We start from the raw sequence: 12,361 nt of genomic DNA on the forward strand, positions 1-12,361 counted from the left end.
TTTCTCGCGTTTCTTTCGCAGGTGATTCAGACAATGGCAAAACCGAGCCGTACTTCGCCGCGCAGCACTTCGAAGCAGTCGAAACAAACCGGCAGCACGTTCCTGGGCATCGTGCTCGGTTTGATCGTCGGGCTTGCGATTGCCGTCGTGGTGGCGCTTTACATTACGCGCGCGCCGACGCCGTTCGTCGACAAGGTGGCCCCGCCTGCGGCGTCGGGCGCGGGTGCGACCGATCAGCAATACGATCCGAACCGAGCGCTGCAAGGCAAGTCGCCCGGGCAGCCGGTGCCGCAAACGGCGCAAAGCGCGCCGCCCAATACGGCGCCGGGCCAATCGGCCGGCAACGCGGCGAAACCCAATGCCCCGGGTCTGCTCGAAGAGCCGCAGATCGTCGAAGTGCCGCCGGCGGCCTCTGCCGGCAACGCGGCACCGCCTCAGATACCGCAGCCGGCTCAGCAAAACGCGCCCGCGCCGGCGAAGAAGCCGCCGCAACCCGCCACGACCGCCAATGCGCCGGCTGGAGGCAGCGCTGCGGCGCCCGCGCAACAGCATGCGAATAACGCGGCATCGGGGCCGTCGGCCGGCGCGAGTGCCGCCGGTGCCGGGGGTGCCTCGGGTGCGCAAGCCAACACGAGCTACTTCCTGCAAGTCGGCTCCTATCGCACATCCGCGGATGCGGAGCAGCAGCGTGCGCGTCTTGCTTTCCAGGGCTTCGAATCGAAAGTCACGCAGCGCGACGCGGGCGGCACGACGTATTACCGCGTGCGCATCGGACCGTTTGCGAAGTTCGAGGATATGAACGCGACGCGCCAGCGCCTGTCGGAGTCAGGTGTCGATACCGCGGTCATTCGCTTCACGAAGCAGTAAGATCGTTGCCGGCAACGGCACGCGCGGCGCACATTGTTCGACTTTCGATACCTCATATCCATGAAAAAACTGATCCGCACACTGTTTTTTTCCTTTGGGCTCACCATTGCCGGCGTGGGCGCCGCGCAAGCGTCGCCCGCCGCACCCGCCGCCGATACCGACTACAAGGTGGTCAAGAACGCACCTCCCCTCGAAATCGCGCCGGGCAAAATCGAAGTCACGGAATTCTTCTGGTATGGCTGCCCGCATTGCAAAGAATTCGATCCGCATTTGGAAAAGTGGGTGGCGAAACAACGCCCCGATGTCGTTTTTAAGCGCGTGCCGGTGGCCTTCCGCCCAGACTTCGTTCCTCACTCGAAGCTCTACCACGCGCTCGACGCGCTGGGCCTGGCGAACAAGCTGACGCCGATCATCTTTAACGAGGTCCACGAGAAGAAGGACTATCTGCTGACGCCCGAGACGCAGGCCGCGTTCCTAGCCACGCAAGGCGTCGACAAGCAGAAATTCCTCGCCGCTTACAATTCGTTTTCGACCCAAAGCGAATTGCAGCGCGACACACAGAAGTTGAAGGACTACAACATCGACGGCGTGCCGACGCTGATCGTGCAGGGCAAGTACGAAACGAGCCCGTCGCTGACGGGCGGCCTTGACGATACGCTGAAGGTGCTCGACTACCTCGTCGCGCAAGTGCGTGCCAAGAAGCTCTGAGCGCGCCGTCAGACACTCAAGCGCCGGTCGCCCCGCACCCTTGAAGGTTTTTATCACCGGCGCGTCCAGCGGAATCGGCCTGGCGCTTGCCGAGCACTACGCGCAGCGCGGCGCCGTGCTCGGCCTCGTGGCCCGCCGCTCCGCTGCGCTCCAGACATTCGCGCAGCGCTTTCGCAGCGTCTCGATCTGCTGTTACAGCGTCGACGTGCGCGATGCGGCCGCACTCGACGACGCCGCATCGAATTTCATCGCGACCCATGGCGTGCCCGATATCGTCATCGCCAATGCCGGTGTCAGCAAGGGCGTCGCGACCGGGCATGGGGACTTGGCGGCATTTCGCGAAGTCATGGACATCAATTGCTTCGGCATGGCCGCGACGTTCGAACCGTTCGCGGCACATATGGCGGAAGCACGGCACGGTACGCTCGTCGGCATCGCGAGTGTGGCTGGCGTGCGGGGGCTGCCTGGCTCGGGCGCTTATAGCGCATCAAAGGCTGCCGCACTCACCTATCTGGAATCGCTGCGCGTCGAAATGCGGCCGTTGGGGGTGGCGGTCGTCACTATTGCGCCTGGCTACATCCGCACGCCGATGACGGCGCACAATCCCTATCCGATGCCATTTCTGATGGACGCCGATCGGTTTGCCGCAAAAGCCGCGCACGCGATCGAACGCAAAGCGCGCTTCGCCGTGTTTCCGTGGCCGATGCGTATCGTGGCCATGTTGCTGCGCTTATTGCCCCGCGGCCTGTACGACGCCGTCTTCGAAAAGGCACCGCGCAAACCGCGTCAATCGGCCAGCTGAATTAGCCCGGCGGCAATCATTTCGATATATCGATATAGTTTCGATGCCGTTGTCGCTGCCGCGGCATTGGTCTAAGCTGACCGGCGCAGCACGCATACGAACCCACTGATTAGAACTTGCCGATCAAGCTTGCCCTTCGGAGAACCCATGCGCGTCAAACAGCTTGCCGTCCTCGCTGCCGCTCTCGTTGCCGTTTTGCCGGCGCTCTCGCTTGCGAAGCCGCTCACCGTCTGCACCGAGGCGAGTCCTGACGGCTTCGATGTCGTGCAATTCAACTCGCTCGTGACGACCAACGCATCGGCTGACGTGATCTTCAACACGCTCGTCTCCTACGATGAAGTGCAAAAGAAAGTAGTGCCTGCGCTGGCCAACAAATGGGACGTCAGCAGCGACGGTCTCACCTACACATTCCATCTGCGGCCGCAAGTGCGCTTCCAGCAGACCGACTACTTCAAGCCGACGCGCCCGCTTATCGCCGACGACGTCGTGTTCACGTTCACGCGCATGCTCGACGCGAGCAACCCGTGGCATAAGGTGACGGGACCGAACGGGTTTCCTCACGCGCAATCGATGGGGCTCGTGAAGCTCGTGAAAGCAGTGACGAAGGTGGATGACACGACGATCAAATTCGAGCTCAACGAGCCGAATGCGACGTTCTTGCCCATTCTGACGATGGGCTTCGCCTCGATCTACTCGGCCGAATACGCCGATCAACTGCACAAGGCGGGTAAAGAGACGGAACTGAATGCCAAGCCGATTGGCACAGGACCCTTCGTGCTCAAAAGCTACACGAAGGACGCCATCATCCGTTACGACGCCAACCCGCAGTACTGGGGCGCCAAGCCGAAGGCCGAGCGGCTCATCTATGCCATCACGCCCGATGCAACCGTGCGTGCGCAAAAGGTTAAGGCGCGCGAATGCGATATCGCGCTCTCGCCGAAGCCGCAGGATGTCGCCGCAGCGAAAGCCGACAAAGCGCTGAAGGTGGTCGAAACGCCGGCTTTCATGACCGCATTCGTCGCGATCAATACCGGCCACAAGCCGCTCGATAACGAGAAAGTCAGACAGGCGCTCAACCTCGCATTCGATCGCACTACGTATTTGAAAACCGTGTTCGACAACACTGCACAACCGGCAACGAACCCGTATCCGCCCAATACCTGGAGCTACGACAAGTCGATCCAAGCTTACGGCTACGACGTCGCCAAAGCGAAGCAGTTGCTGGCCGAAGGAGGTCAGCCGAACGGTTTCGCGACGACGATCTGGGTTCGCCCCACGGGCAGCGTGTTGAATCCCAATCCGAAGGTCGGCGCGGAACTCTTGCAAGCCGATCTCGCGAAAATCGGCGTGAAGGCCGACATCAAGGTGATCGAATGGGGCGAGCTCATCAAGCAAGCCAAGCAAGGGCAGCATGATTTGCTCTTCATGGGATGGGCAGGTGACAACGGCGACCCGGACAACTACCTCACACCGCTCTTCAGTTGCAACGCAGTCACGTCGGGCATCAACTTCGCGCGCTACTGCTCGCCGCAACTCGACAAGCTGATCGCCGAGGGGCGCGCCACGCCCGATCAAAGCAAGCGCGCAAAGGCATACGAAACCGCGCAGAAAATCATCCACGACGAGGCGCTCTGGATTCCGCTCGGCTATCCGACAGCGGCGGCGATCACCGGTGCGAGCGTTAGCGGATATCGCGTCAGCCCGTTTGGACGGCAGAACTTCGCGGTGGTTTCGACGCAGTAGCGTCGTCGGGGAGCGGCGCTAACCTGCCGCTGTGCGCTCAGTTCTGGCCAGAGTCGGTGGATACTGCCGGCCGCCAATATTCAATTGACGTTCCTGGTTCTGTCCACCCTTGCTCGACGGGGACGCGGGTCAATTTCGAAGGGCCGGCGGTACTGCCGGGAGGCGTTGTACTCACGTCGTTGTGATGCATACGGGTTCCTGCCGTCATGGTCACCATTCCTGGGCCCGTCAAGATGGCGGAATGTTCGATATTGCCGTGAGTATTTCTGTAGACAACCAGGTCACCGAGGTTAGGGTCCTCCGTCTTGGTCAAGAGTGAAGTCTTGTCGAGCCATTCTTGCATGTCGTGGTTGTCGATGATGAACGCGCAGTCACCAATCGAGTATCCGTGGCAGTTGAAATCGTAAGCGCGCAAGTCCGTACGGTTCTGATATGCGACGAGCAAAGTGCCGTCGCTCATGCGAAGCCAACCCAGTTGCAACGTCGCTAACCCATTCCTTTCGGGATTAGCCTTCACCGTCTTCGGGCTCGGTTTAAAGAACGGTTCTCCACGATCATTTCTAGCCAGCACGTCGAATAGCGTCTTAACGCTCGGCGTCTTGCTTTCGGACGATTTGGCGTCGCGAGCTGCTGCGGCGGCCTGCAGTTTTGCGATAAGTGCCGGCAAGTCCGTGGTTAGAGCGGTTTGCTTACCACCGGAATAGCCGCGTCCTTCTTCGACATTTTGTGTGCCACCGACAAATACGCGACCGTCCCTGCTCACGGTAACAATCTGCCCGCCGGCCATCGGCACACCGTCGACAACCTGCAGCCGCTGGCCCTTATGGGTTAGAACCGGTAGGCCTCCGGCTGTCACCCAGCCCGAGGCATCAACGGCGACGGCGTGGCCGTCCAAGACCAGTGACATAGCGCCTTTCCAACCGACTAACGGGAATAACACGCGCTGATGTACCGCTTGGCCGACTTGTTCTCCGTTTGACGGCCCGGACGCCGGCGGGCTTTCGTTGTTAGCGCCGAAACGGGCAGAAACATGGCGCCCGTCGGATTGCGGCATACTTTGCAGCCCCGACAATTCAGGTGTCTGAGGTTGCGACGATGGGTTCGACGAACGACCCAGTTGGCCGAGCGTCGCGTTATCCTTATCCGAACCCGTGCCCGCAATCGAACTAAAATTATTGCCAGGAATCTTTTGCATATTGCGTTCCTGAGTGTGGCGCAGATGTGCAGCATCAACCTGACCTAACCCGCTCTCGAGCGTCACCCAATACCCGAAGCCGTGAATACATCGCCGCAATTCAACGCACGGCAGCCAGCGAGCATGTCGTCCTCACCTCTTCGCCAATTGCTTCGGCGTGCGCCGAATTGCGGCGATGCTCGTTCGCTGGCAACCGTCTCACAGCTGTTCTATGCTTAGCGCGCGCCACTTGAACGGAGTTTCCCCATGTCTTACATGCTGCTAATCGTCGAGCCCCCTAATCAGCGCAGCGAACGCACCCCGGAAGCCGGACACGCGGCCTACGATGCGATGATCGAGTTTTCGAAAGGGCTCCAGTCGCGTGGCATTCTCGTGACAGCCAATTCCCTCGCCCACGCCAGGACCGCGAAGCGCGTGCAGGTGCGCGAAGGCGAGCGCCGGCTCATCGACGGACCGTTCGCCGAGGCGAAGGAAATGGTCGGCGGCTTTTATCTGCTCAATTGCGACCGAGAGGAGGATGCCCTTGCGATTGCGGCCGAATGCCCGGCTGCGCAATGGTGCACCATCGAAGTCCGCCGCGTCGCACCTTGTTACGAATAAGGGTTTTCCCCTAAACGAGCGCTGCTGACGTCGAATGTCGCGCGCGTCATTCGTCGTATCGACAAGCGCCCGCTCCCTGGGCGCCCTTTCCCGAGGGAGGAGAGCGATGCGATTCATGATCATGGTTAGAGCCACCGCGCAAAGCGAAGCAGAAACGAGCCCGGATTCGGGTGCCGATGAGAAGTTAATGGCCGACATGGTCGCCTACCATGAAGCACTGGCGAAAGCGGGTGTGCTGCTCGATGCGAGCGGGCTCACGCCCAGCTCGAAAGGCTGGCGCGTGCGCTATTCCGGTGGCAAGCGCACCGTCGTGAGCGGCCCGTTTGGCGCGGTGGGCGAGCTCATTGCCGGCTACACGCTGATTCAGGTCCGCTCGCGCGAGGAAGCGATGGAGTGGGCGCGCCGCTTTCCCGCGCCGTTTGGCGAAACAGCCGACGGCGAGATCGAGGTTCGTCAGCTTTACGAGCTCGAAGACTTCGCGCCGAACGCCGCCGTCGAGCGGCTGCGCGAACTCGAAGCCGCTCGCCGTTAGGGCGATGACGACGTCAATATTGATGACGATGACGATGACGAACGCACAATGACGAACGCGACCCACCACGCCATCGAAGCCGTCTGGCGCATCGAATCCGCGCGCGTCGTCGCGTATGCTGCGCGGTTCGTGCGCGATATCGGCGTGGCCGAAGAACTGGCGCAAGACGCCCTCGTCGCTGCGCTCGAACATTGGCCACGCGAAGGCGTGCCGGACAATCCGGGCGCCTGGCTGATGGCCACCGTCAAGCATCGTGCACTCGACAAGCTCAAGCTCGATGCGCTTCACGCCCGCAAGCACGAAGCGCTCGGCCGCGACATGGATGCGCTCGAAGCGCATGTGGTGCCCGACTTCGTCGACGCGCTCGATGCCGCGCGCGCCGACGATATCGGCGATGACCTGCTGCGCCTGGTCTTCACCGCCTGCCATCCGGTGCTGTCGACCGACGCGCGCGTGGCGCTGACGCTGCGGCTGCTCGGCGGACTCACCACCTATGAGATCGCCCGCGCGTTTCTCGTCTCCGAGCCGACGATCGCGCAGCGCATCGTGCGCGCCAAACGCACGCTGTCCGCCGCGAAAGTCCCATTCGAAGTGCCGCGCGCGGACGAACGTGCGACACGGCTGGCCTCGGTGCTCGAAGTCGTCTATCTGATTTTCAACGAAGGCTATGCCGCAACAGCAGGCGACGACTGGATGCGTCCGACGCTGTGCGACGAGGCGCTGCGCCTCGGCCGCATTCTCGCGGAGCTCGTGCGCGACGAAAGCGAAGTGCATGGCCTCGTGGCGCTGATGGAACTGCAGGCTTCGCGCATTCACGCCCGTACCGATTTGCAGGGGCGCCCCGTGCTGCTCGCCGACCAGGACCGCTCCCGCTGGGACCCGCTGCTGATCCGGCGGGGCCTCGCAGCGTTAGCACGTGCGGAATCGCTGGGCGGCACGCTCGGCCCTTACGCGTTGCAGGCGGCGCTTGCAGCCTGTCATGCGCGCGCCGTGACGACCGCCGACACCGACTGGGCACAGATCGTCGCACTTTACGACGCGCTCGTACAAATCAGCCCGTCGCCCGTTGTCGAACTCAACCGCGCAGTGGCGGTGGGGATGGCATTCGGCCCCGAAGCAGGTTTCGCCATTGTCGAAACGCTATCCGACAACCCGGCGCTCGCGCACTACCACTGGCTGCCAAGCGTGCGCGGCGATTTACTGGCCAAGCTCGGCCGATGGCGCGATGCGCGCGCGGAATTCGAGCGCGCCGCCGCCATGACCCAAAACGCTCGCGAACGCGAGCTGCTGCTCGCCCGCGCCAACGAAATGGACGCGCAAGGGCCCGCCTGACAGCCCCGCTCGGGTTCCTTCGGCCCATATCGAGATTCCGTTCGTCTGGTAAACGCGGCCCACCGCTGGAGCACGCGGATATGTGAGATACGGTGGCACGGCTTTCCATTGCTTTTCGACATGTAGCAAAAGCATTCAGGAGGTCGTCATGCTCATGCTTGAAAGAACAACCGTTGCAGCCGCCGCATTTCGGAACGTTTGTGTATTGGCGTGTGTGTTGGTTTGCCATATTGCGATGCGAGCGGCTTACGCAGCCGAGGGCGGTTTATCGGCGTTGGAGCGGGAACGGACGCCAAAGCCGGCCTCGCTGGGACAATCCCATATCACCCGGCTCATCGTCCAATTGCACGACCGACATGCAAGCGGGCTCGGTCTGAGCGATTCGCATGCGCCGCGTGGCGAGACCGATGCCGCGCAGACCGCACGCAACGTCGTAATGCGGGTCTTGCAGATGCGAGCAAACGGCAACGCGGCACTTCGTTCGCGGCGGGCCACCGGCGACGTCGATGGTGTCAGCGTCGAACGCGCCATGTCTGGACAGGCGCATGTCGTGCAGCTCGCCACCCCGTTGTCCATCGACGAAGCCGCGACGCTCGCGCAGTTGCTCGAACGGCAGCCGGAGATCGGCTACGCCGAACCCGATTACATGATGCGGGCGTATGCGGAGCCGACCGATCCGCTTTATGGCAAGCAGTGGGGATGGACCGATGCGTTGGCCGGCGCGAACTTCCCGGCTGCTTGGGACGAAGCCGCGGCGGGTGGGGGGAGCGTGGTTGTCGCGGTGCTCGACAGCGGTCATCGAATGCATGCCGACCTCGCGGCGAACCTGCTGCCCGGATATGACTTCATCCTCGATGCGTCGCGCGCCAACGATGGCGATGGGCGCGACCCCGATGCGTCGGACCCCGGTGATTGGACGACCGTGGAGGAGTCGCGGCAGTGCGACGGCACCGATGATTGGGTTACCGACAGCACGTGGCACGGCACGCACGTGATGGGCACGATTGGAGCGATGGCCGGCAACGGCATCGGCGGCGTGGGCGCGCTATGGCAGGGCCGCATCGTTCCGGTGCGCGTGCTCGGCAAATGCGGCGCGCGCCAGAGCGACGTCATCGATGCACTGCGTTGGGCGGCGGGCCTGCCCGTTCCTGGCGTGCCAACGAACCCGCATCCGGCGAAGGTCGTCAATATCAGCCTCGGCACGCCGATACCCTGCGGCGCGGCGATGCAAGCTGCGCTCGACGACGTGATTCGCCAGGGCGTGGTGGTCGTAGCCGCGGCGGGCAACAGCAACGGTGAAGTGGGACAGCCCGCGAGTTGTCGCGGGGCGATCGCGGTGGCGGCCATCGACAGGCGCGGCGAGAAGGCATCGTTCAGCAATTTTGGCGCGCGTATCGACCTTGGTGCGCCGGGCGTCGACATCGTGTCGACATCGAACGCGGGCAAGCGTGCGCCTGCCGAGGACGACTACAAGCTCGGCAACGGGACGAGCATGGCTGCCCCGCATGTGACGGGAGCCGTTGCGCTGATGTTGGCGGCGAATCCAACGCTGACACCGGAGCGCGTGCGCGCGAAGCTGATCGCGGCCGTGCGGCCGTATCCGGATGGGTCGAGTTGCGCGCAGGTCTCGGCGGAGCAAGGGCGGCTTTGCGGGGCGGGAATGCTGGACGCGGGGCGAGCGATGCGCAGAGATGGGGCGGCTCTCGCTCGGTGAAGATGGGTATCTTGCCTTGGCGCCTGATACATGAACCATCTTCTATTTTGGGGACCGCCTTGAGGCAAGCTGGTGACCGAGCCCCAATCACAGCGAATAACCGATGAAATCGCGCAAGACCGACCGCTCCAATACCCTCCCCCGGCTACTGATATCTGAAACCCTGAACACGGTCTCGAGCGCGATCACGCTGACGGCGATCCCACTGCTGGCAATGACAACGCTCGATGCAGGCCCGCTCGAAGTGGGCGTGTTGGCTGCCGCTGGCTCGGCCGCCCCGTTGCTGCTCGGTCTCTCGGCAGGTGCCTTGGCGGATCGTGTGGACAAAAGACGAGCGCTCGCGGTATGCGGGTCGATGCGGCTGCTGCTGTTGCTCTCGCTATGCACCGCTGTTTACCTCGGACAAGCGTCCATGCCGCTGCTATGCGTTGCCGCCTTCGGCTTGTCGGCCGTCAAGCTGGCGTTCGATAGCACCGTCATGTCTCTGATGCCGAAGATCGTCGAACGCAGCGATCTTCCGAAGGCGAACGGTTGGCTAGAAGCGGCAAATTCGATCGCTTATGCGTTGGGCCCCGCGATTGCAGGCGGGTTGATGCAGTGCTCGCCGGCGGTAACCGCGTTCGTTCTATCTTGCGCGCTTTACTTTCTTGGCACGATGTCACTAACGGGTCTGCGGCTACCGAGTGGGCCGGTCTCTGCAAGCAGACGCAACTCGCACCTTCGCGACATCGCCGATGGCATTCGCGTTCTTTGGCGCAACGAGATTCAGAGAACCATCGCGTTATCGGCAGGACTATTCAATCTCTTTCATAGCGCGTTTTTCGCTGTGCTCCTTGTCTTTCTGATCAAAGATCTATCGCTCGCTCCAAGCGTATTTGGCGCGACGATGTCCTGCGTCGGCGTCGTCGGTCTTCTTGCAGCGTTTTGCGGCCCTAAGCTCGTCTCGAGACTCGACGTGCGCGTGACATTAGCCGGCACGTTGCTGGTGGTAGGCCCGCTAGGCATTCCGATCATTTTCGCGGGTAGCTTGGCATTACCGTATCAGGTCGCCACCATCGCGTTGTGCCTCGCCGCGTGGGACTTCGTCATCGTTGTTCACATCATCGTCGAGCAGACGCTACGTCAAACGATGATCGCCGAAAGCCACTTGGGACGCGTATCAGCGACGACGCGCTTTATCAGTTGGGGAGCCGATCCCGTTGGCGCGCTGGCGGGCGGCGCTTTAGCCGCTTCACTGGGTACAAGCAACGCATTGATGATTTGTTTGATCGGCTTGACCCTCTCCGGCGCGACATTGCTTTCATCCAAAGGACTGAGGAATTTGCGTCATGTCGGTTTGTGCAACTTCAGCTCGCCTTAAACATTCGGCGCCGCTTCACCGGCGAAAGTGAAATTCAAATTTTTGCTCATCAACAGTTTGAACCAAGCGGTGAATTCATCCGGCGCACGCGCAAGCCACATGGCGAGGCGTTCGGGCTCGATCCACATCCAAGCCGACGCTTCCTCGGGGTTCGGCGATGGGTCGGCGCTATGCGTACCGACAAGCACATGGTCGTATTCGTATTCCGTCAGCTCATCGGTAACGTCAGCCCGATACACGAACTCCGAGCGCTTGCTCAGCGGGCAAGCCATACCCATTTCCTCGTAAAGCCTTCTGGCCGCGGCGGAAAAGAGATCTTCGCCGACGCGAGGATGGCCACAACAGCTATTCGACCAGAGGCCGCCGGAATGGTATTTATCGGACGCTCGCTTCTGAAGCAAAAAGCGCCCTTTTTCGTCGAAGATAAAAATCGAAAAAGCGCGGTGCAGCATGCCTTTACGATGAATGACCATCTTCGCTTCGGAGCCGATCTCTCGATCGCGCTCATCGACCAGTATCAATGTTTCGTCCATAAGCCCGACCGAGCAATCCATTTCGGCATGATGCAAATTATGTCTCGAAGGCAATCAAATCCCATGTCGCCGCTGTCGGGTCGAAAACCAATCCAACGCCGAATGAATGTCCGCTTCACTCATATCGGGGTAAAGCACACGGGTGAAATACAGTTCGCTATACGCGGTTTGCCACGGCATGAATCCCGACAACCGCTGCTCCCCCGATGTTCGTATCACCAGGTCGGGGTTCGGATAGGTTTGCCCGGCGGTGAACAGGTATGAACTCAATGAATCGGGCTTGGTGCAGGCGTGAGCGCGATACTTGGCGCATGCGTTGGCAAGTTCATCTTGTCCACCGTAGTCCAGTGCGATATTCAGATCGCCTCGCTTGCCACTGACCGTCGACTCTTCGGCTACAAACAACGCTCTTTTTAGTTCAACGGGCAACCGGTCTCGCCGCCCAATGTGTCTTACACGAACCGCATCGGCGGTCGCACTCTCGCGGGTTTCATCGACGAAGCGGACAAAAATTTGCATCAGCCAATCCACCTCCTGCGCAGAGCGCGCCCAATTTTCGGTCGAAAACGCCCAGAGCGTGATGGTATGAATACCTGCCGTTAGCAGGCAGCGAATCAGCTTCGGCGTGGTTTCAAAGAACGTGATTTCATGCCCGACGCGCGGCGGCAACCCTTTCGACTTGGCCCACCGTCTACTCCCGTCCGGGATGATGGCGACATGATTCGGGAGTGCGGGAGACATGACTTCTCCGGTGGAACCTTCACTGCGCGTTGCGTCGATTGTGGCACTTGCGCACCGTGCCAACGCTTCGACTATTGGTAGTTTCACCGCAGACGAACCGGTAAAACTCACGAATTTGCACTTTTTCGCGATCAGGTGCCGAGGGTAGATTCCACAAACAGGAAGTCAGGCGTCACCCGTTCCTCGAACAATGGTTCGTAGTCCTAATGGTTCGCAGTCCAAACTAAGCGAGTC

12 protein-coding genes are annotated in these 12,361 nt (G+C 61.3%); 9 read left to right on the forward strand and 3 right to left on the reverse strand.

Going from position 1 to position 12,361, the window contains the following annotated elements; translation table 11 throughout:
- Positions 1 to 33: 33 nt before the first annotated feature.
- The 4 genes from ACSQ20_RS17735 (at position 34) to ACSQ20_RS17750 (ending at position 4,120) form a co-directional block, all read left to right on the forward strand.
- The gene (locus ACSQ20_RS17735; protein WP_436022232.1) at positions 34 to 867 is read left to right on the forward strand and encodes an SPOR domain-containing protein; all 834 of its coding nucleotides are present in this window, start codon (positions 34 to 36) and stop codon (positions 865 to 867) included.
- Between the two features lie 60 nt (positions 868 to 927).
- Complete coding sequence (locus ACSQ20_RS17740) at positions 928 to 1,575, forward strand: thiol:disulfide interchange protein DsbA/DsbL (RefSeq protein ID WP_436022234.1); 648 nt, start codon at positions 928 to 930, stop codon at positions 1,573 to 1,575.
- 40 nt (positions 1,576 to 1,615) lie between these two features.
- Entirely contained in the window at positions 1,616 to 2,377 is a 762-nt protein-coding gene (locus ACSQ20_RS17745) for an SDR family oxidoreductase (RefSeq protein ID WP_436022235.1), read from the forward strand.
- Between the two features lie 147 nt (positions 2,378 to 2,524).
- The gene (locus tag ACSQ20_RS17750) at positions 2,525 to 4,120 is read left to right on the forward strand and encodes an ABC transporter substrate-binding protein (RefSeq protein WP_436022237.1); all 1,596 of its coding nucleotides are present in this window, start codon (positions 2,525 to 2,527) and stop codon (positions 4,118 to 4,120) included.
- Positions 4,121 to 4,157: 37 nt separating this feature from the next.
- Here the strand turns inward: ACSQ20_RS17750 and ACSQ20_RS17755 are convergent, their stop codons facing one another.
- Complete coding sequence (locus tag ACSQ20_RS17755; RefSeq protein ID WP_436022239.1) at positions 4,158 to 5,315, reverse strand: hypothetical protein; 1,158 nt, start codon at positions 5,313 to 5,315, stop codon at positions 4,158 to 4,160.
- Between the two features lie 246 nt (positions 5,316 to 5,561).
- Here ACSQ20_RS17755 and ACSQ20_RS17760 point away from each other — a divergent pair, with 246 nt between their 5' ends.
- The 5 genes from ACSQ20_RS17760 (at position 5,562) to ACSQ20_RS17780 (ending at position 10,853) form a co-directional block, all read left to right on the forward strand.
- Positions 5,562 to 5,915 (forward strand): YciI family protein, encoded by a 354-nt coding sequence (locus ACSQ20_RS17760; protein WP_436022241.1) that lies wholly within the window; start codon positions 5,562 to 5,564, stop codon positions 5,913 to 5,915.
- Between the two features lie 106 nt (positions 5,916 to 6,021).
- A complete protein-coding gene (locus ACSQ20_RS17765) occupies positions 6,022 to 6,447 on the forward strand; it encodes a YciI family protein (RefSeq protein WP_436022243.1) in 426 nt (141 codons plus the stop codon).
- Positions 6,448 to 6,495: 48 nt separating this feature from the next.
- A complete protein-coding gene (locus ACSQ20_RS17770) occupies positions 6,496 to 7,779 on the forward strand; it encodes an RNA polymerase sigma factor (RefSeq protein WP_436022245.1) in 1,284 nt (427 codons plus the stop codon).
- A 148-nt stretch (positions 7,780 to 7,927) separates the two neighbouring features.
- Positions 7,928 to 9,493: a S8 family peptidase gene (locus ACSQ20_RS17775; protein WP_436022247.1), complete on the forward strand. Its 1,566-nt coding sequence runs from the start codon at positions 7,928 to 7,930 to the stop codon at positions 9,491 to 9,493.
- 103 nt (positions 9,494 to 9,596) lie between these two features.
- A complete protein-coding gene (locus tag ACSQ20_RS17780) occupies positions 9,597 to 10,853 on the forward strand; it encodes an MFS transporter (RefSeq protein ID WP_436022249.1) in 1,257 nt (418 codons plus the stop codon).
- Here ACSQ20_RS17780 and idi read toward each other — a convergent pair.
- Both idi and uppS read right to left on the reverse strand, forming a co-directional pair.
- On the reverse strand, positions 10,850 to 11,422 hold the full coding sequence (gene idi / locus ACSQ20_RS17785) for an isopentenyl-diphosphate Delta-isomerase (RefSeq protein ID WP_436022251.1): 573 nt from the start codon (positions 11,420 to 11,422) through the stop codon (positions 10,850 to 10,852). The genes ACSQ20_RS17780 and idi overlap by 4 nt on opposite strands.
- Positions 11,423 to 11,440: 18 nt before the next feature.
- Positions 11,441 to 12,127 carry a polyprenyl diphosphate synthase gene (uppS, locus tag ACSQ20_RS17790; protein WP_436022253.1) on the reverse strand — a complete coding sequence of 229 codons (687 nt, stop codon included), beginning with the start codon at positions 12,125 to 12,127 and terminating at the stop codon, positions 11,441 to 11,443.
- Positions 12,128 to 12,361: the final 234 nt, after the last annotated feature.

Source organism: Trinickia sp. LjRoot230 (assembly GCF_964253315.1).
Taxonomy (GTDB): domain Bacteria; phylum Pseudomonadota; class Gammaproteobacteria; order Burkholderiales; family Burkholderiaceae; genus Trinickia.